Origin of the sequence: Pseudoduganella sp. UC29_106 (assembly GCF_044055365.1) — a bacterium.
GTDB lineage: Bacteria > Pseudomonadota > Gammaproteobacteria > Burkholderiales > Burkholderiaceae_D > Rugamonas.
In genome coordinates this window covers 740,511-759,619 of record NZ_CP171977.1, presented here as the reverse complement: position 1 = coordinate 759,619, position 19,109 = coordinate 740,511, and the positions used below count along the sequence as shown (strand labels likewise).

11 protein-coding genes and 5 pseudogenes are annotated in these 19,109 nt (G+C 66.2%); 9 read left to right on the top strand and 7 right to left on the bottom strand.

Features of this window, described 5'->3' with window-relative positions; all coding sequences use genetic code 11:
- Positions 1–21: 21 nt before the first annotated feature.
- Positions 22–405 (top strand): YqjD family protein, encoded by a 384-nt coding sequence (locus ACHMW6_RS04150; RefSeq protein WP_395405800.1) that lies wholly within the window; start codon positions 22–24, stop codon positions 403–405.
- On the opposite strand, the gene proC is transcribed toward ACHMW6_RS04150, so the two are convergent.
- Both proC and ACHMW6_RS04140 read right to left on the bottom strand, forming a co-directional pair.
- The gene (gene proC, locus ACHMW6_RS04145) at positions 402–1,238 is read right to left on the bottom strand and encodes a pyrroline-5-carboxylate reductase (protein WP_395405798.1); all 837 of its coding nucleotides are present in this window, start codon (positions 1,236–1,238) and stop codon (positions 402–404) included. The genes ACHMW6_RS04150 and proC overlap by 4 nt on opposite strands.
- Before the next feature lie 6 nt (positions 1,239–1,244).
- Positions 1,245–1,953: pseudogene (locus ACHMW6_RS04140) on the bottom strand (YggS family pyridoxal phosphate-dependent enzyme).
- Between the two features lie 36 nt (positions 1,954–1,989).
- Between ACHMW6_RS04140 and ACHMW6_RS04135 the strand changes: the two are divergent.
- The 6 genes and pseudogenes from ACHMW6_RS04135 to ACHMW6_RS04110 all read left to right on the top strand — a co-directional run bounded on the left by ACHMW6_RS04135 (position 1,990) and on the right by ACHMW6_RS04110 (position 11,589).
- On the top strand, positions 1,990–3,033 hold the full coding sequence (locus ACHMW6_RS04135; protein ID WP_395405796.1) for a type IV pilus twitching motility protein PilT: 1,044 nt from the start codon (positions 1,990–1,992) through the stop codon (positions 3,031–3,033).
- A gap of 5 nt (positions 3,034–3,038) precedes the next feature.
- A pseudogene (locus tag ACHMW6_RS04130) lies at positions 3,039–4,174 on the top strand (PilT/PilU family type 4a pilus ATPase).
- Positions 4,174–4,659, top strand: coding sequence for a glutathione peroxidase (locus tag ACHMW6_RS04125; protein WP_395405794.1), 486 nt, complete (start codon positions 4,174–4,176; stop codon positions 4,657–4,659). The pseudogene ACHMW6_RS04130 and the gene ACHMW6_RS04125 overlap by 1 nt, the downstream one beginning before the upstream one ends.
- Before the next feature lie 60 nt (positions 4,660–4,719).
- Positions 4,720–8,136: an MHYT domain-containing protein gene (locus ACHMW6_RS04120; protein ID WP_395405792.1), complete on the top strand. Its 3,417-nt coding sequence runs from the start codon at positions 4,720–4,722 to the stop codon at positions 8,134–8,136.
- Positions 8,133–9,128 (top strand): HD-GYP domain-containing protein, encoded by a 996-nt coding sequence (locus ACHMW6_RS04115; protein WP_395405790.1) that lies wholly within the window; start codon positions 8,133–8,135, stop codon positions 9,126–9,128. The genes ACHMW6_RS04120 and ACHMW6_RS04115 overlap by 4 nt, the downstream gene beginning before the upstream one ends.
- Positions 9,129–9,204: 76 nt before the next feature.
- Complete coding sequence (locus tag ACHMW6_RS04110) at positions 9,205–11,589, top strand: putative bifunctional diguanylate cyclase/phosphodiesterase (protein WP_395405788.1); 2,385 nt, start codon at positions 9,205–9,207, stop codon at positions 11,587–11,589.
- Here the strand turns inward: ACHMW6_RS04110 and glcF are convergent.
- From glcF to ACHMW6_RS04095, 3 pseudogenes are all read right to left on the bottom strand, one after another.
- Positions 11,579–12,845 (bottom strand): annotated as a pseudogene (gene glcF / locus ACHMW6_RS04105) (glycolate oxidase subunit GlcF). The gene ACHMW6_RS04110 and the pseudogene glcF overlap by 11 nt on opposite strands.
- A gap of 4 nt (positions 12,846–12,849) precedes the next feature.
- Positions 12,850–13,935, bottom strand: a pseudogene (glcE, locus tag ACHMW6_RS04100) (glycolate oxidase subunit GlcE).
- Between the two features lie 10 nt (positions 13,936–13,945).
- Positions 13,946–15,438, bottom strand: a pseudogene (locus ACHMW6_RS04095) (FAD-linked oxidase C-terminal domain-containing protein).
- Positions 15,439–15,568: 130 nt separating this feature from the next.
- Between ACHMW6_RS04095 and ACHMW6_RS04090 the strand changes: the two are divergent.
- Complete coding sequence (locus tag ACHMW6_RS04090) at positions 15,569–16,123, top strand: cob(I)yrinic acid a,c-diamide adenosyltransferase (protein WP_395405786.1); 555 nt, start codon at positions 15,569–15,571, stop codon at positions 16,121–16,123.
- Here the strand turns inward: ACHMW6_RS04090 and ACHMW6_RS04085 are convergent.
- Positions 16,120–17,031, bottom strand: a complete 912-nt coding sequence (locus ACHMW6_RS04085; RefSeq protein WP_395405784.1) for a LysR substrate-binding domain-containing protein — start codon at positions 17,029–17,031, stop codon at positions 16,120–16,122. The genes ACHMW6_RS04090 and ACHMW6_RS04085 overlap by 4 nt on opposite strands.
- Positions 17,032–17,121: 90 nt before the next feature.
- Between ACHMW6_RS04085 and ACHMW6_RS04080 the strand changes: the two genes are divergently transcribed.
- Positions 17,122–18,333 (top strand): SGNH/GDSL hydrolase family protein, encoded by a 1,212-nt coding sequence (locus ACHMW6_RS04080; RefSeq protein ID WP_395405782.1) that lies wholly within the window; start codon positions 17,122–17,124, stop codon positions 18,331–18,333.
- Here ACHMW6_RS04080 and ACHMW6_RS04075 read toward each other — a convergent pair.
- Positions 18,330–19,085 carry a M48 family metalloprotease gene (locus ACHMW6_RS04075; protein ID WP_395405780.1) on the bottom strand — a complete coding sequence of 252 codons (756 nt, stop codon included), beginning with the start codon at positions 19,083–19,085 and terminating at the stop codon, positions 18,330–18,332. The genes ACHMW6_RS04080 and ACHMW6_RS04075 overlap by 4 nt on opposite strands.
- Between the last annotated feature and the right edge of the window lie 24 nt (positions 19,086–19,109).

Sequence of the window (19,109 nt, the reverse complement as noted above, 5' to 3'; positions counted from 1 at the left end):
TCAACTACAGAAGAGGCGATCATGGACCAGACTTCCCCAAATACCCCGAAGCCCAATGGCGGCGGCGTCGCCAACGGCAGCACTCACAGCTACAGCGCTGAAAACGCGGAAGCGCGCGAGCGCCTGATGCAGGACCTGAAACACGCCATCCAGGATGCCGAACAATGGCTGCGCGGCGCCGCATCGGCCGGCAGCGACGACCTGACCATGGTCAAGGCCAAGTTCGAGGACACGCTGCGCACCGCCAAGCGCGACCTGCACCGCCTGGAAGACAGCATGATGGCGCGCGGCAAGATAGCCGCCGAAGCGACCAATGTCTACGTGCACGACAACCCATGGAAATCCGTCGCCCTCGGTGCGGCGGTCGGCATCGCCCTGGGTGTGCTCATCACCCGCAATAATTAATCGGCTGCGCCCAGCTGCTCGCCCAGTTCCTTGCCGCGGGCAGCTGCAGCGTGCAGCGCCTTGACGATTGCCGCTTTCACGCCGCTTTCTTCCATGCTGGTCAGCGCCGCATAGGTCGTGCCGCCCTTGGACGTGACGCGCTCGCGCAGTACCGAGACCGGCTCCGTCGATTGCGCCGCCAGTTGTGCCGCGCCGGTAAAGGTGGCAATCGCCAGCTGCGTGCCCTGCTCCGCCGTCAGGCCCATTTCCAGCGCGGCCTGCTGCATCGCTTCGATGAAATAGAACACATAGGCCGGGCCGCTGCCGGAGACGGCCGTTACCGGATCGATCAGGGATTCGTTGTCCAGCCACACCGTGCCGCCCACGGCTTTCATGATCTGGTCCGCCGCCTCGCGCTGCTGCGCGCTCACGCCCGCCGACGCCACCATGCCCGTCACGCCCATGCCGATCAGCGCCGGCGTGTTCGGCATCGTGCGCACGATGGCGCCGTAGCCGCCCAGCCAGCGCGACAAGTCTGCGGCGCGGATGCCCGCCGCGATCGACAGCACCAGCGGCGTGCGGCCCGCGTTCTGCGCCGCCTGCAGCTGCGGCAGCAGCTGGTGCAGCACTTCGCGCATCGATTGCGGCTTCACCGCCAGTACGATCACTTCCGCCTGCGCCACTTCGGCGCCGGTAGCGCCGGCCACGGTCACGCCATGTTCGCGCGACAGCTTTTCCAGCGCAGCCGCGTTCGGGTCCACCACGTGGATGTTCGCGCCGGGGACCAGCTTGCCAGCCAGGCCAGCGATCAGAGCAGCAGCCATATTGCCGCCGCCGATAAATGCGATCTTCATTTGTGCTTATCCTTTGTTGTACTGCCGCGCGCCGAAGATGGCGCTGCCAACGCGAACAATGGTCGCGCCTTCCATGATTGCTGCCTGCATATCGGCCGACATGCCCATCGACAGCGTGTCGAGTTCCAGGCCGTCCGCGCGCAGCGTGTCGTACAGTTCACGCAGCACGCGGAAGGCCGCGCGCTGCCTGTCGAAAATCTTCTTCCGGTTCCGGGATGGACATCAGCCCGCGCAGCTTCAGGCGCGGCATGCCCGCCACCGCGCGCGCCAGCGACGCCACTTCGTCCGGCGTGACGCCGCTCTTGCTGGCTTCACCGCTGGTATTCACCTGCAGGCAGACCTGCATCGGATGCAGCTGCGCCGGGCGCTGTTCGTTGAGCCGCGCCGCAATCTTCTCGCGCTCAATCGTGTGCACCCAATCGAAGTTTTCAGCGATAAGTCTTGTCTTATTGCTTTGAATGGGACCGATGAAGTGCCACTCGAGCGGCGTGCAGCCGCGCGCCTGCGCCACGGCGTGGATCTTGTCGACGCCCTCCTGCACATAGTTTTCGCCGAATGCGCGTTGTCCCGCAAGCACAGCTTCGAGCACGGCTTCGGGTCCGAAAGTCTTCGATACGGCCAGCAGATGCACAGTATCCACGGGCCTTCCTGCCTGTCTGGCGGCCTCCGCGATTGTATTAGCGACAACTTGCAAGTTCTGGACGATTGTGGACATAATCAGATGGGTTTTCCTAGGGCTCAGGGATTATAAATGGACATTTCCGAACTTCTCGCATTCTCCGTCAAGAACAAAGCTTCCGACTTGCACCTCTCCGCCGGCCTGCCGCCGATGATCCGCGTTCACGGCGATGTCCGCCGCATCAATCTGCCCCCGCTCGAACACAAGGACGTGCACGGCATGATTTATGACATCATGAACGACGGCCAGCGCAAGGCGTATGAAGAGATGCTGGAGTGCGACTTTTCGTTTGCCATTCCCGGCCTGGCGCGCTTCCGCGTCAACGCCTACAACCAGGAGCGCGGCGCATCGGCCGTGCTGCGTACCATCCCGTCCAAGATCCTGTCGCTGGAAGAACTGAATGCGCCGAAGATCTTCGCCGAATTCGCGCTCAGGCCGCGCGGCCTGGTGCTGGTGACCGGCCCCACCGGCTCCGGCAAATCGACCACGCTGGCCGCAATGATTAACCATTTAAACGAAAACGAGTACGGCCACATCCTGACCATCGAGGACCCGATCGAATTCGTGCACGAATCGAAGAAGTGCCTGATCAACCAGCGCGAAGTGGGCCCGCACACGCTGTCCTTCAACAATGCGCTGCGCTCCGCGCTGCGGGAAGACCCGGACGCGATCCTGGTCGGCGAATTGCGCGACCTGGAGACCATCCGCCTGGCGTTGTCCGCCGCAGAAACGGGCCACCTGGTGTTCGGCACCCTGCACACGTCCTCCGCCGCCAAGACCATCGACCGTATCATCGACGTGTTCCCGGCCGAGGAAAAAGAGATGGTGCGCGCCATGCTGTCCGAATCGCTGCAGGCCGTGATCTCGCAGACGCTGCTGAAAACCAAGGACGGTTCCGGCCGCGTAGCCGCCCACGAAATCATGGTCGGCACGCCCGCCATCCGTAACCTGATCCGCGAAGCGAAAATCGCGCAGATGTATTCGGCGATCCAGACCGGCAGCAATGTCGGCATGCAGACGCTGGACCAGAACCTGACCGATCTCTTGCGCCGCAATGTCATCTCCGCCGCAGCTGCGCGTTCGGCTGCCAAGATCCCCGAAAACTTCCCAGGCTGATTTCCATGGAACGCGACCAGGCTTCAAAATTCATGTTCGACCTGCTGCGCCTGATGGTCAGCAAAAAGGCTCGGACCTTTTCATCACCGCCGGCTTCCCGCCCGCCATCAAGATCGACGGCAAGATGACGCCCGTGTCGGCCCAGCCGCTGACGGCCGCCCACACGGCCGACCTGGCGCGTTCGATCATGAACGACAAGCAGACCGCGATGTTCGAACAGACCAAGGAAGCGAACTTCGCGATCAGCCCGGGCGACCTGGGGCGCTTCCGTGTGTCGGCCTTCGTGCAGATGAGCGCCGTGGGCATGGTGCTGCGTACGATTAATTCGGCGATTCCGAAGCTGGAAGACCTCGGCCTGCCGGAAGTGCTGAAGGATGTGGTGATGTCCAAGCGCGGCCTGGTGATCATGGTGGGCGCCACCGGCTCCGGCAAGTCGACCACGCTGGCGGCGATGGTGGGCTACCGCAACGCCAACAGCTACGGCCACATTATTACCATCGAGGACCCGGTGGAATTCGTCCACCCCCACAATAACTGCATCGTCACCCAGCGCGAAGTGGGCGTCGATACCGACGACTGGGAAGTGGCGCTGAAAAACACCCTGCGCCAGGCGCCGGATGTGATCCAGATCGGCGAAATCCGCGACCGCCAGACCATGGACCACGCGATTGCCTTCGCGGAGACGGGCCACCTGTGCCTGGCCACGCTGCACGCCAACTCCGCCAACCAGGCGCTGGACCGCATCATCAACTTCTTCCCCGAGGAGCGCCGCCAGCAGCTGCTGATGGACTTGTCGCTGAACCTGAAAGGGATGATTTCGCAGCGCTTGATCCCGCTCAAGGATGCCAAGGGCCGCGCCGTGGCAATTGAGATTATGCTGAACTCTCCGCTGATCTCGGACCTGATCTTCAAGGGCCAGGTGCACGAGATCAAGGAATTGATGAAGAAGTCGCGCGAACTGGGCATGCAGACCTTCGACCAGTCGCTGTTCGACCTGTACGAAGCGGACAAGATCAGCTACGAAGATGCGCTGCGCAATGCGGACTCCGTGAACGACCTGCGCCTGGCAATCAAGCTGGAAGGCAAGGCCGCCAAAACGCGCGACCTGACCGCCGGCACTGAACATTTGGGGATCATCTGATGACGGGAATCTACGACTTCCAGGCGGACAGCCTGTCCGGCAATCCGGTCGACCTGGCGAAATACCAGGGCAAGGTGCTGCTGATCGTGAATACGGCCAGCCAGTGCGGTTTCACCCCGCAATACAAGGGCCTGGAGGAGCTGCACAAGCAGTTCGCCGCGCGCGGCTTCGAAGTGCTGGGCTTCCCCTGCAACCAGTTCGGCCAGCAGGAGCCGGGCAATGCGTCGGACATCAGCGCCTTCTGCGAACGCAACTACGGCGTGAGCTTCCCGATGTTTTCCAAGATCGATGTCAATGGCGACAACGCCCATCCCTTGTATAAATACCTGAAGCAGGCCGCCCCCGGCCTGCTGGGCACCCAGGGCATCAAGTGGAACTTCACCAAGTTCCTGATCGGCAAAGACGGCAGCGTCCATGAACGCTATGCTCCGACTACCAAGCCGGAAGAACTGGCGTCCGACATCGAAAAGCTGCTGGCCGTATAAGCCTGGTGCCCGCGACGGGCAGCCGAACCGGGGCGGCGCCATCCCCGCAGGACAGTATTGATGGACATGACAACCCTGTCCCAGCTCTTTGCCCCTCCGGCCGATCCGGCCCTGCTCACTTACGGCATTTACGAACCCTGGCTGGTGGCGCTGTCCGTCGTCGTGGCCAGCTTTTCCTCCTGGATGGGTTTGCAGATGGCCGGCCAGAGCGCGCGCGCCGTCAGCGCCACCCTGCGCAACGCCGCCCTGCTGACAGGCAGCCTGGCGCTGGGCAGCGGCGTGTGGGCCATGCACTTCATCGGCATGCTGGCCTTCAACCTGTGCACGCCGGTTTCCTACGATCCCCTGATTACCCTGCTGTCGATGGGCCCCAGCATGGCGGCGTCCTGGGTCGCGCTGTCGCTGCTGGGAAGGCAGCACATGGGCTGGCGCCCGCTGCTGGTCGGCGGCCTGCTGGTAGGCGCCGGCATCGGCGCCATGCACTACAGCGGCATGGCGGCCATGCGCAGTGCGCTGGCGCTGCGCTACGATCCCTGGATTTTCGGACTCTCCATCATCGTGGCCGTGGCCCTGGCTTCACTCTCGCTGTGGGTACGCTATGGTTTGCGCGGGCTCGGTTCGCGCCTGGGCGAACGCATGCTGACTGCGATCGCGGGGCTGATCATGGGCTGCGCCATCGCGGGCATGCATTACACCGGCATGGCGGCGGCGCGCTTCGTGGGCCGCGTGCCCAACGATCCGGCCAGCGGCATCGCCAATGCCGGCTTCCTGGCGCTGGCCATCACGCTCACCACGGCCCTGTTCGCGGCGCTGGTACTGTCCTTTAACTGGCTGCTGCGCTACCGCGCCCTGTTCCGTGAGCTGAGCAAGAACGAATCGTGGCTGCGCACCCTGCTGGAAACGGCCGTCGACGGCGTGATCACGATGCAGGAAGACGGCACCATTCGCGATTTCAATGCGGCGGGCGAACGCATCTTCGGCTGGAAACGCGAGGAAGTCATCGGCCGCAATGTGCGCCTGCTGATCGCCAATCCCCTGCAGCCGGATGCCCCGCTGATGCACAGCAGCGCCTCGGCGCTGGGCTTGCGCAAGGATGGCGGCCATGTGCCGATCCGCACCGCCTATGGCAACGCGCTGCTGGACGACCAGCAGCTTTACGTCTGCTTCGTCACCGACATCTCGCAGCAGAAGAAGATGGAACAGCAGCTGCGCGAAAGCGAGCAGCAGTTCCGTTCCCTGATTGGCAACATCCCTGGCATTTCCTATCGTTCCCTGATGCGGCCCGGCTGGCCGATGGTGTATGTGAGCGATGCGATCGAAGCGCTGACCGGCTATCCGCCTGCCGACTACACTGGCGATCCGCCGCTGCGCTGCTACAGCGACCTGATAAATCCGGACGACCACGGCCAGGTGGCCGAAGGCTTGCGCCGCGCCATCGAACAGAAGACGTCTTTCACGCTGGAATACCGCCTGGAGCACCGCGACGGCAGCACGCGCTGGATGTGGGAGCACGGCAGCGTGGTGCTGGATGAACGGGGCAAGGTGGCTTGCCTGGATGGCGTGATCCTCGATATCAGCGGACGCCGCCGCATGGAGGAAGACCTGCGCCAGGCCAAGGAGAAGGCCGAACAGGCCGCGGCCGCGCGTTCCGCCTTCCTGGCCAATATGAGCCACGAAATCCGCACGCCGATGAATTCCATCCTCGGCTTCACCGATGTGCTGCTGCAGGGCGACCTGAGCGCCTCCCAGCGCCGCCACCTCGATACGGTGCGCAATGCGGGCCGTTCCCTGCTACGCCTCCTGAACGAAGTGCTGGACACGGCCAAGCTGGACAAGGGCGCCGTGGAACTGGAGCTGCACGACTACAGCCTGCTGACGCTGGTCGATGAGCTGTCCTCCACCATGGGCAGCAATGCCGCGGACAAGCAGCTCTCGATGACCGTGCATTACGATTCCGCCCTGCCGGCCATGATGCACGGCGACGAACTGCGTGTGCGCCAGGTGTTGAACAACCTGCTGGGCAATGCCATCAAGTTCACCGCCAAAGGCAGCGTATCGCTGCGCGTGACGCGCGAACGCGAGGATGAGCGCGACCTGGTGCATTTCGCCGTCAGCGATACCGGCATCGGCATTCCGGCCGACCGTATCGATGCCATCTTCGAGCCCTTCACCCAGGCCGATGCCTCCATGAGCCGGCGCTATGGCGGCACCGGCCTGGGCACCACCATCAGCAAGCAATTGACGGAACTGATGGGCGGCCGTATCTGGGCTGAAAGCCTGCCCGGCCAAGGCAGCACCTTCCACGTGCAGCTGCCGTTGCTGACAGCGCGCAGCGAGGCGCCGCGCCGGCCCGGCGTGCCCGTGATGCTGCCGCCGCTGCGCATCCTGGCTGCCGACGACGTGCCGCAAAACCTGGAAGTGCTGATGCTGCTGCTGTCCCGCCTGGGGCACAACGTGACGGGCGCCAGCGACGGCGGCATCGCGCTACACTTGGCCTCCGAAGCGCATTTCGACTTGGTGCTGATGGATGTACAAATGCCAGGCATGGATGGATTGGAAGCCACGCGCCAACTGCGCGAGGCCGAACAGCGCACGGGCCGGCGGCGCACGCCCGTGATCGCGATGACGGCCAGCGTGCTGGAACGCGACCGAGAAGCCACGGCGGCCGCCGGCATGGACGGTTTCACCACCAAGCCGGTGGACGAGGTGGCGCTGACGCAGGAAATCGCACACGTGCTCGGCTTCCGCCTGCGCGAGATCGCCCGCGCCGCAGTCCCCGCCAGTGCGCTGCGTGTCGCGCGCCCCGCCCGGCCGGAAAGCGGCGCGCCCGAATCCCAGGCGCAGGTGCTGAATGCAGTGCAGGGCCTGCACCTGTGGGCCGGCGAGGAGAAGTCTTATCTGCGCGCCTTGCGCAATTTTGCCGCCGACAATGCGGATGCCGCCGCCGACCTGGCTGCGGCCGCCGCCTCGGGCCGCCACGCGGCAGGCCGCCAGCGGGCCCACCAGATCCGCGGCGCGGCCGCCAACCTTGGGCTGGAGCAGCTGGCCGAGGCGCTGGGCCGTCTTGAAAACGCTTTGCGCACGGTAGACAGCGCGGCCCTGCCAGGCCTGCTGGAGCTGGCTGCGCAGCGCCTGGCCGATGCGCTGTCCGCGGCGCGCAATGCTTCCGCCGTGGCCGATCGCCTGGACAGCGGCAGCGCGGCTGGCGCGGCGCTGGCCCGCGCCGATGGTACGGCCGTATTGCCTGATGCCGCCCTGCTGCGCGTCCTCGGCGTAAAGCTGATGCGCTCCATCGACAGCGGCAGCTTCGACCAGGATGCGATGAACGCGCTGACGGAAGCGTTGCGCAGCAATGCGGCACCCGGCCGCCTGGCCGACCTGCAGCGCGCCATCGACGATTTCGACTTTACCGCCGCCAAGGCGCAACTGGAATCCCTGCTCGCCGAGCACCTGCCACGCGAAGGAGGCCAGCCATGAGTCCCCCACCGCCGCGCCAGCCCTGCGTGCTGGCCGTGGATGACGAAAGCACCAACCTGCATCTGCTGCGCCAGATCCTGCAGGACCGCTACCGCCTGATGTTTGCGAAAGACGGGCCGCGCGCGCTGGAACTGGCGCGCAAGGAAAAGCCGGACCTGATTCTGCTCGATGTAATGATGCCGGACATGACGGGCTACGAGGTGTGCCAGCAGCTGAAAGCCGATCCGGAAACGGCCGGCATTCCGATCATCTTCGTCACCGCCCTCACCGACCCGGGCGACGAAGTCGATGCCTTTGAAGCAGGCGCGGTCGATTTCATCACCAAGCCCCTGAACCCGGCCGTGGTCAAGGCGCGCCTGAAGCTGCACCTGTCGCTGGTGCGCATGGAAGAATTGCGCGCCACGCGCCTGCAGATCGTGCAGCGCCTGGGCCTGGCCGCCGAGTACAAGGACAATGAGACCGGCCTGCACGTGATCCGCATGAGCCACTACGCCCGCCTGCTGGGCGAGGCCTATGGCCTGGACGAGCAGGCCGCCGACGACCTGTTCGTGGCCGCGCCCATGCACGATATCGGCAAGATCGGCATCCCCGACCGCATCCTGCAAAAGCCCGCGCGCCTGGAGCCCGAGGAATGGGACGTGATGCGCACCCACCCCACCATCGGCGCCAGCATCATCGGCGAGCATGAAAGCGGCATGCTCAAGGTGGCTTGCGAGGTGGCGCTGTGCCATCACGAGAAGTGGGACGGCAGCGGCTACCCGCGCGGCCTGAAGGGCAAAGAAATTCCGCTGGCCGGCCGCATCGTCGCGGTGGCTGACGTTTTCGACGCCCTGACTTCGGTGCGCCCCTACAAACCGGCCTGGCCGCTGGAAGAAGCCTGCGACTGGCTGCGCGCCCAGCGCGGCCTGCACTTCCAGCCGGAGCTGGTCGACCTGTTCCTGGAACGCCTGCCCGCGATAAAAGAAATCATGGAACGTTGGGCGGAACGCTGACTTGTGTTATCGTCAACAAGAATTGCAACCTGTCTAAATTCTTGTGCTCCGACGACTGCTCACAAACTGGCTGCGAATGGGGACGTATTCGCGCCTCTTCATACCCATCTTCCTGCTGATCGCAGTGGTGGTGTGCGTGCGCTATTCGCTGATGCTGGGCGCCGAGTCGGACAATGCGCGCGCCAGCTTCGAGCAGGATGCGCGGCAAACGGCGGCCGCGCTGGCCGTGCTGATCGAACCGATTGCCGCCCGCGGCGACCGCGCCGCCGCCGGGCGCCTGCTGGCGCAATCCCTGCACATGAACGAAGACCTGGAATACGCACAGTGGACCGACGCGGCCGGGCACGTGCTGGCCCAGGCATCGAACACGGCGCCCGCCAAGGATTATCCGGAATGGCTGCGCCGCCTGGCCGGCATCGAACCCTTCGCCCTGCGTCATGAGGCAGGCGGCAGCAGCACCCTGCTGCTCTGGTTCCGCCCCGACCTGCCGCTCAACCACGTGTGGCACGCGCTGCGCCAGCAGGCCGCGCTGACGGCCATGAACGTCTCCCTGATCTACCTGCTGCTAGGCCTGCTGATCTGGGCCAACCACCGCATGCTGCGCCGCCTGGGCGCGGCCACCAATGCCTTCCAGGACGGCCAGCTGGATGTGCGCCTGCCGGTGCGCGGCAGCATGGAAGCGCGGGCGATGGCGCGCACCTTCAACGGCATGGCGGCCCGCGTGCAGCAGCTGCTCATTACCCTGAAAGGCCAGAAGGAGCGCATTGCCGTCACACTGGCTTCGATCGGCGACGCGGTCGCCACCACGGGGCCATCCGGATGCATCGAATCCATGAACCCGGCCGCCGAACGCCTGGCGGGGCTGAGCGAGGAGGAAGCGCGCGGCCAGCCGCTGCATGCGGTGTTCGAGATGTCCAACAACTTCGGCCCGCAGTTGCTGCAGCGCGCAGTGAAGGCGGCCTGCCACGGCGGCCATGTGCGCAAGATGGGCGGGCAGACGCTGCGCCGGCGCGACGGCGACCTGCGCGACGTCGAATACACGGCGGCGCCGATCCGCGAGGATGGCGAGGTGCGCGGCGCCGTGCTGGTGTTCCGCGACGTGAGCGAGAACCTGCACCTGATGCAGCGCATTTCATGGCAAAGCCAGCACGATGTGCTGACCGGCCTGCCCAACCGCACGGCGCTGGCGGCGCGCTTCGAGCATGAAATCTCGGCGGCGCGCAGCAGCGGCGCGCTGCTGGCTGTGTGCCTGTTCGACCTCGATGACTTCGGCCGCATCAATGCGCAGGGTGGGCAGGCGCTGGGCGACGAGGTGCTGAAGCAGGCCGCGAGCCGGCTGCACGACTATAGCGGTCAGCGTCACTACGTGGCGCGGCTGGGCGGTGATGAATTCGTGATGCTGCTGCCGGAGTTGCAGGACCAGCGCGCGGCGGAAGAAGCCCTGCGCGGGGTGCTGGCGGCGCTGCAGCGGCCCTGCCAGTGCGGCGGAAAGACCGTGGAGTTATCCGCCTGCGCCGGCGTGGCGCTCTTTGCGGGCGGCGACATCAGCGCGGACGGCCTGCTGCGCCGCGCCGACCAGGCGCTGTACCAGGCCAAGCTGCAGGGCCAGGGCAAGGTGCACTTCTTCGACGCCGGCCACGATGAGCAGGTGCGCACCCACCACAATCGCCGCGCCGAAGTACGCGCCGCCTTGCAGAAGAACGAGCTGTGCCTGCATTACCAGCCGAAGGTGGACATGCGCGCGGGCCGGGTGACCGGCATGGAGGCGTTGCTGCGCTGGCGCCATCCGCAGCGCGGCATCGTGCCGCCGCTGGAATTCCTGCCCTATGTGGAGCACACGGACCTGATTGCGGACATCGGCGAGTGGGTGCTGCGCGAAGCGCTGCGCCAGCTGTCCGCCTGGCGCGCCGCCGGCCACACATGGAGTGTCAGCGTGAATATCGCGGCGCGCCATTTCCAGCGTCCGGATTTCACGGCGCGGCTGCAGGCCATCCTGGCTGAATTCCCGGATGCGCCGCCGCAGCTGCTCGAGCTGGAAGTACTTGAATCTTCGGCCCTGCACGACGTGGAGCATGTGCGCGCCATCATGCGCGACTGCCAGGCTTTGGGCATCCGCTTTGCGCTGGACGATTTCGGCACGGGCTACGCGTCCATGTCCTACCTGAAGCGCCTGCCGGCCGAGACGCTGAAGATAGACCAGAGCTTCGTGCGCAATATGTTGTCCGATGCCGACGACCGCCACCTCGTGTGCGCGGTCGTCAGCCTGGCCCAGGCCTTCGGCCGCACGGCCATCGCCGAGGGCGTGGAAACCGTGGAGCATGGCGTGGCGCTGCTGCAGCTGGGCTGCCGCTACGCACAGGGCTATGGCATCGCCCGCCCCATGCCGCCGGAGGATGTTGCCGCCTGGGCCGCGTCCTACGCGGCGCCCGCTGCGTGGCGCGATGCCGCCGCTACGGCGTGAGCGCGCGCTCGACCAGCTCGATCCAGTGTTCCACCGGCGTGTCGGTGCCGGATTGCAGATGCGTCAGGCAGCCGATATTGGCCGACACGATGCGGCTGGCGCCCGTCGCCTTCAGGTTTTCCAGCTTGCGGTCGCGCAGCTGGCGCGAGAGCTCGGGCTGCAGCATCGAGTAGGTACCGGCCGACCCACAGCACAGGTGTGAATCGGCGCACAGCTTTACCTCCACGCCGATCGCGCGCAGCAGTCCTTCGACCTTGCCGCGGATCTGCTGGCCGTGCTGCAGGGTGCAGGGCGGGTGCCATGCCACGGGCTCCTGCGCCGCATCGCGCCGCCCCTCCGCGCGCCGCCCCCTCCGCGCGCCGCGCGATTTCGTCGGTGAACTCGGGCAGCACTTCACTCAGGTCGCGCGTGAGGGCCGAGATGCGCGCCGCCTTTTCCGCATATGAGGGGTCGTGCGCCAGCAGGTGGCCGTATTCCTTGACCGTGACGCCGCAGCCTGAAGCGGTCATGACGATCGCTTCGACCGGCGGCGTTGCGCCCTCGCCGCTCACGTAGGGCCACCATGCATCGATATTGCGGCGCATATCATCCAGGCCGCCGTCCTGGTCGTTCATGTGGAAGCGCAGCGCGCCGCAGCAGCCGGCTTTCGGCGCCACGAGCAGCTGCACGCCCAGCGCGTCGAGCACACGCGCGGTGGAGGCATTGATATTAGGCGCCATCGCAGGCTGCACGCAGCCGTCCAGCACCAGCATCTTGCGCGCGTGTTGGCGCGTCGGCCACTCGCCGGCGCTGCGCATCGGCGGCAGCTTGTCCTGCAGATCCCTGGACAGCAGCGGCTTGAATACCTGTCCTACGCGCAGGGCGGGCGTGAACAGCCATTTGCGCGGCAGCGCTTCCTTCAGCACGTAGCGCTTGACGCGGTCTGCCAACGGGCGCTGCACGCGCTCTTCCACCACCTTGCGGCCGATGTCGGCCAGGCGGCCGTACTGCACGCCCGATGGACAGGTCGATTCGCAATTGCGGCAGGTCAGGCAGCGGTCCAGGTGCAGCTGGGTTTTCTGCGTGACCGGCGCGCCTTCCAGCACTTGCTTGATCAGGTAAATACGTCCGCGCGGGCCATCCAGTTCGTCGCCCAGCAACTGGTACGTCGGACAGGTGGCGGTGCAGAAGCCGCAATGCACGCAGGCGCGCAGAATCGCTTCCGCCTCGTCGCCCTCGCGCGTGTTCTTGATGAAATCAGCCAGATTGGTTTGCATAGCCTTAGTACATGCGGCCAGTGTTGAAAATTCCGGACGGGTCGAAACCCGCCTTCAGCCGCTCATTGATGCGCGCCACCGCCGGCGCCAGCGGGTGGATACCGCCACGCCGCCCGGCGTCGAGCCAGCCACGCGACGGTACAGCGTGGCATGGCCGCCGGCTGCTGCGACGGTGCGGCGGATGGTTGCAGCGTCCGCATTGGCGTCAGCGCTGGCGGGCGTGTGCAGCCAGCGCTGGGCGCCGCCCCACTCGATCAGTTGCTCGCCGCGCAGGATGATCGCGCTCGCCGTCGACGGCACGGACAGCCGCCACAGCGCACCCGCCGCGTGGCCGCCGAAGAACGAGTCCGTCTGGTCGCGCAAGGCCGCCCAGAAGCGCGCGCCATCGCCCATCTGCTCGCCGCCCAGCTTCAGCAAGGCCGCGCGAACCGCAGCATCCGCGCCCGACAAGCGCACGGTCAGCACCCCATCCCCCCAGCAAGTGGCCGAAACAGGCAAGGGCTGCCCCGCCCACGCATTCATGCGCGACAGGGCCGTAATCTCGTCCATCTCGAAGCGGATCGTCTCCTCGCGGAACGGCACCGGCAGCACCTTGAGCGACACCTCGGTGATCAGCCCCAAAGTGCCGAGCGAGCCGCACAACAGGCGCGAAACGTCATAGCCGGCGACATTCTTCATGACCTGGCCGCCAAAATTCAGCAGCTCGCCGCGGCCATCCATCAACTGCGCGCCCAGCACGAAATCGCGCACCGCCCCAGCGCTGGCGCGGCGCGGACCGGACAAACCGGAAGCCACCACGCCTCCGATAGTCGAGGAAGCGCCAAAGCGCGGCGGCTCAAACGCCAGCATCTGCCGGTGCTGTGCCAGCAGCGCCTCGACCTCGGACAGCAAGGTCCCGCAGCGCACCGTAATCACCAGCTCCGTCGGCTCATAATCGACCACGCCCGCGTACGCACGCGTGTCAAATCACGGAACCGTGCAGCGCCTGGCCATACCAGTCCTTGGTGCCGCCGCCGCGAATGCGCAGCGGCGCGCGCGCCGCGGACGCCGCCCTCACCTGCTCGCGGAATTGTTCAACAATCTCTTGCATCAGATATCCATCAGAATCGCGGCAAACCCGCATGCGGCAGGCGGCCGGCGCTCACGTGCATCTTGCCGAATTCCGCGCAGCGGTTCAGCGTTGGAATTGCCTTGTTGGGATTCAGCAGCCCGGGCGGATCAAAGGCACGCTTCACGCTGAAGAAAGCTTCCAGCTCGGACGGCGCGAATTGCACGCACATCGAATCGATCTTCTCGATGCCCACGCCATGCTCACCCGTGATCGTGCCGCCCACTTCCACGCACAGCGACAGGATCTCGGCGCCAAAGGCTTCCCGCGCGCTGCAACTCGTCCGGCTGGTTGGCATCGAACAGGATCAGCGGATGCAGGTTGCCGTCGCCCGCATGGAACACGTTGGCGCAGCGCAGGCCGTGCTTGCGCTCCATTTCCGCAATGCCGATCAGCACACGCGCCAGGTGCTTGCGCGGGATGGTGCCGTCCATGCAGTAGTAGTCGGGCGAGATGCGGCCCGCCGCCGGGAAGGCATTCTTGCGGCCGGACCAGAATTTCAGGCGCTCCGCCTCGGAGGTGGACACCTGGATCTTGCTCGCGCCGGCTTCCGCCAGCACGGCGGACATGCGTGCAATCTCCTCTTCCACCTCCTCGGGCGTGCCGTCCGCCTCGCACAACAGGATGGCCGCGGCGTCCGTGTCGTAGCCCGCCTTCACGAAAGGCTCGACCATGCGCGAGGAAGTCTGGTCCATCATTTCCAGCCCCGCCGGGATGATGCCGGCCGCGATCACCGCCGCGACCGCATTGCCGCCCGTAACCACGTCATCGAAGGACGCCATGATCACGCGCGCCACGGCAGGCTTGGGCACCAGCTTTACTGTGACTTCGGTGACGATGCCCAGCATGCCCTCGGAACCGATGAAGGCCGCCAGCAGGTCCAGGCCCGGCGCATCCAGCGCCTCGCTGCCCAGTTCCACGATATCGCCTTCGATCGTCGCCATGCGCACGCGCAGCACATTGTGGACGGTCAGGCCGTACTTCAGGCAGTGCACGCCGCCCGAGTTTTCGGCGACATTGCCGCCGATGGTGCAGGCAATCTGGGACGAGGGATCGGGCGCGTAATACAGCCCGTCCGCAGCGGCGGCCTCGGAAATGGCGAGGTTGCGCACGCCCGGCTGCACGACGGCGGTGCGCGAGGCCGCGTCCAGCCGCACGATGCGGTTCATGCGCGCGGTGGAGAGCACCACGCCGTCGGCGATGGGCAGTGGCGCCGCCGGAAAGGCCGGTGCCCGCGCCGCGCGGCACGATGGGCACCTGCATCTCGCGGCAGACTTTCAGGACGGCGAGGACCTGCGCTTCGTCCTGCGGCAGCACGACCACCATGGGCGGCTGGCGGTAAGCGGACAGGCCGTCGCATTCGTAAGGCCGGGTGTCCTCCAGCGCGGACAGCACGCAGCCGGCGGGCAGCGCCGCGTTCAGGGCGGCGGCCACGGAGCGCTGGCGTTCAGCGCTGAAAGCAGGCTCGATGGAAGCTGATGTCATGGTAATTCTTGATCTGGAGCCTTGTTCAGAGCAGATTGTATGACCAAACCACGCCGCACCGGCGAAATCCCCGCCCAACCACTGGTAATTTGTCGTATCCTCGCTGTCATCTGACCAGAGGATTTTTACCATGGGTAATCGACTTTCGAAAATCGCCACCCGCACCGGCGACAAGGGTACCACCGGCCTGGGCGACGGCAGCCGCGTGGACAAGGACAGCGTGCGCGTGCACGCCATGGGCGACGTGGATGAGCTGAATTCGCAAATCGGCCTGCTGCTGTGCGAGGACATGCCGGACGAGATGCGCGAAGAGCTGGTGATGATCCAGCACGACCTGTTCGACCTGGGCGGGGAGCTGTGCATCCCCGGCTACCAGATGATCAAGGACGAACACGTGGAGCGCCTGGATGCGATGCTGGAGAAGTACAACGCCACGCTGCCGGCGCTGACGGAGTTCATCCTGCCGGCCGGCTCGCGCGCGGCGTCCGTTGCCCACGTATGCCGCACCGTGTGCCGCCGCGCGGAACGCGCCATCGTCACGCTGGGCAAGGCCGAGACCATCCACGAGCATCCACGCCAGTACGTGAACCGCCTGTCCGACCTGATGTTCGTGCTGGCGCGTGTGCTGAACCGCTTCGCCGGCGGCAGCGACGTGCTGTGGCGCCACGACCGCAAGCGCGGTTAAATTTCCGGCTGTTCAAAACCCGGCAGCGCGGCCAGGCGCTGCTGGACGAAGTCCATGAATAATCTGGCGCGCAAGGGCTGGTAGCGGCGCGTCGGATACAGCAGGTGCACTTCCTGCCCTTCGCCCTGCCATGGGCGCAGCACGTGGCGCAGCTTGCGCGCCTTGAGCAGGTCGTCCACCAGCCACGCCGGGCACAGGCCGATGCCTGCGCCGGCGGCCAGGGTGTCGCGGATCGCCAGTGCGTTGTTGACGCGGAAGCGGCCGTGCGTGCGCACCGTGACTGTGCGCTCCCGGTCATGCAGCGTGACGTCGTCGCCGGTGCTCAGCCAGGCGAAGCGGATGTATTCGTGCTGCGCGAGGTCTTCCGGCTGTTTCGGCGTGCCGTGGGCATGCAGGTATGCCGGCGCCGCCACCAGGTAGCGCGGCGAAACGGCCACGCGGCGTGCGATAACGTTGGGCGGCAACTCGCTGCCGAGGCGCAGGGCCACATCCACGCCCTCTTCCACCAGGTCGGCCATGCGGTCGTTCAGCACAAGTTCGATTTCCATCCCGGGGTATTGGCTCAGGAATTCCTGGACGATGGGATTCAGGCGGAACTGGCCCAGCGCCACCGGGGCGTTCACGCGCAGCAGGCCTGTGGCGCCGGCCGTATCGCCTTTCACGTCGGCGACGGCTTCTTCGTATTCTTCCAGGATGCCTTTGGCGCGCTCGTAGAATCTACGTCCTTGCACGGTCGGCGCCAGGCTGGCGGTGCTGCGTTCGAGCAGACGCACGCCCAGGTCTTCTTCCAGCGCGGCCACGATCTTGCTGACCGTCGGCTGCGTGGTGCCCTGCTCACGCGCGACGGCGGACAGGCTGCCCAACTCGATGGCGCGCACGAAGTAGTGAAGGGAGCGGATGGTGTCCATTCTATTCTGGAATGAGCTGTAGTCAGATTTGCCGTCTACTCATCATAAATCGAATGGGCGAGCATGGGGTTTCTTTTTCGGGAGACCGTCATGAAACACCTCATCGCCACTGCGGCCCTTGCCGCCGTCGCCGCCGCTGCAGCGCCAGCCGCCGCGGACACCTGGCAGACCACGTGGTACGCCGCGCCGCAGCCCACCTGGGGCGCAGATTTTGCGCTGCCGACCAATGTGCCGGCGTCGCTGGACGGGCAGACCGTGCGCGAAGTCGTGCGCACCAGCGTGGGCGGGACGCGCCTGCGCGTGTCCTTCTCCAACCGCTACGGCAGCGCGCCGCTGACCATCGGCGAAGCGCGCGTCGCGGGCGTCGGGAGCGGCCGCGTGCTGACGTTCGGCGGCAGGCGCGAAGTTGTGGTCGCGCCAGGGGCGACCGCGACCAGCGACGCCGTCGATTTCGCCCTGCCGCCGCTGCAGCGCCTGAGCATATCGGCCTGGCTGCCGCAACGCGCGCCGCTGACGACTTTCCATTGGGGCGCGCAGCAGACGGGCCTTTTCGCCGCTGGCAACGCGACGGCGGCCGAGCACTTCGAGGGCGCGTCCACGCTGCAAGGCCGCGCCTTCCTTAGCGCTGTCGAAGTAGAGGGCGGCACTGATGGCGGAACGATCGTGGCGTTCGGCGACTCAATCACGGACGGCAACGGCTCCACACCCGACAGCAACCGCCGCTGGCCCGACTACCTGGCCGACAAGCTGGCGCCGCAAGGCGTGGGCGTCGCGAACGCGGGCATTTCCGGCGCGCGCCTGCTGTCCGACCGCATGGGCGTAAAAGCGCTCGACCGCTTCCAGCATGACGTGCTCGATCAGCCGGGCGTAAGCGCCGTGGTGGTCCTGATGGGCATCAACGACATCGGCTGGCCCGGCAGCGCATTTGCGCCGCAGGACGCTCCGGCCACCGCCGAGCAGCTGATTGCGGTCTACCGCCAGCTGATCGCCCGAGCCCATGCGAAAGGCGTGCGCGTGATCGGCGGCACGCTGCTGCCTTACGAGGGCTCGCTGCACGGCACGCCGTTCGAAGGACACTACACGCCTGCCAAGGACGCCGTGCGCCGCCAGGTGAACGAGTGGATACGCAACAGCGGCGCCTTTGACGCTGTCGCCGACTTCGATGCCGCCCTGCGCGATCCGGCTCACCCGTCGCGCCTGCTGCCGCGCTACGACTGCGGCGATCACCTGCATCCCAGCGACGCCGGCTACGAGGCCATGGCCGATGTAGTGAGCGGCCTGCGGCTGCGCGATGGGAGCTAATTGCCGAACAGGCGCAGCATGCCCTTGGCCATGCTGATGCGCGCCTCGGCATCGGGGTGGGATGCGATCAGCGGCGCGCTCACGCTGTCAGTAGCGAGCTTGCGGTAGAAGCGCAGCATGGCCGATGGCGGCCAGCCGGCGCGGTGGGCGATGACCATTCCCAGCTGGTCGGCCTCGCGCTCCTGGATGGCCGACAGGCGGGCAAGGCGCATCTGCAGCGGCAGGTCGGTGTCGAGACGCTCCTGCAGCACGTCCAGCGGCAATTCGGGGCGGCGGGTGGCCAGCAGGGCTTCGGAGAAATACTCGCGCTGGTGTTCGGCAATGGCGTGGGCGATTTCATGGGCCAGCAGCGTGGCCAGTTCGCCGTCGTCGAAATGCAGGCGCTTGATGAAGGGGATGCCCACCAGCAGCTTGCCTCCCGCGAGACAGGTGGCGTCGATGGACGGGTCGCTGCTGAGGTGCAGTTCCCATTGCCAGTCCGCCGCCTCGGGTTTCAAGGTCACGGCGGCGCCCACCAGGCCTGCGCTGATGGACTGCAGGCGCGCCAGCAAGGCGCGGTCGCGATCGAGCTTGCCGGCTGCGGCCAGGTCGACCACTTGCGCAATGTAGCGGTCTTCGCCGCGCGCGGCCACTTCGGCAGCGCTGTAGTGCAGCTCCTGCCAGCGGCCGGTGTCGGGGACCGGTGCGATCTCCTGCGCGCAGGCTTGCGCGGCGGCTAGCATCATGGATAGCAATACGGGCAGAAGGCGCACGACACCGCCTCCGGTATAAACTGT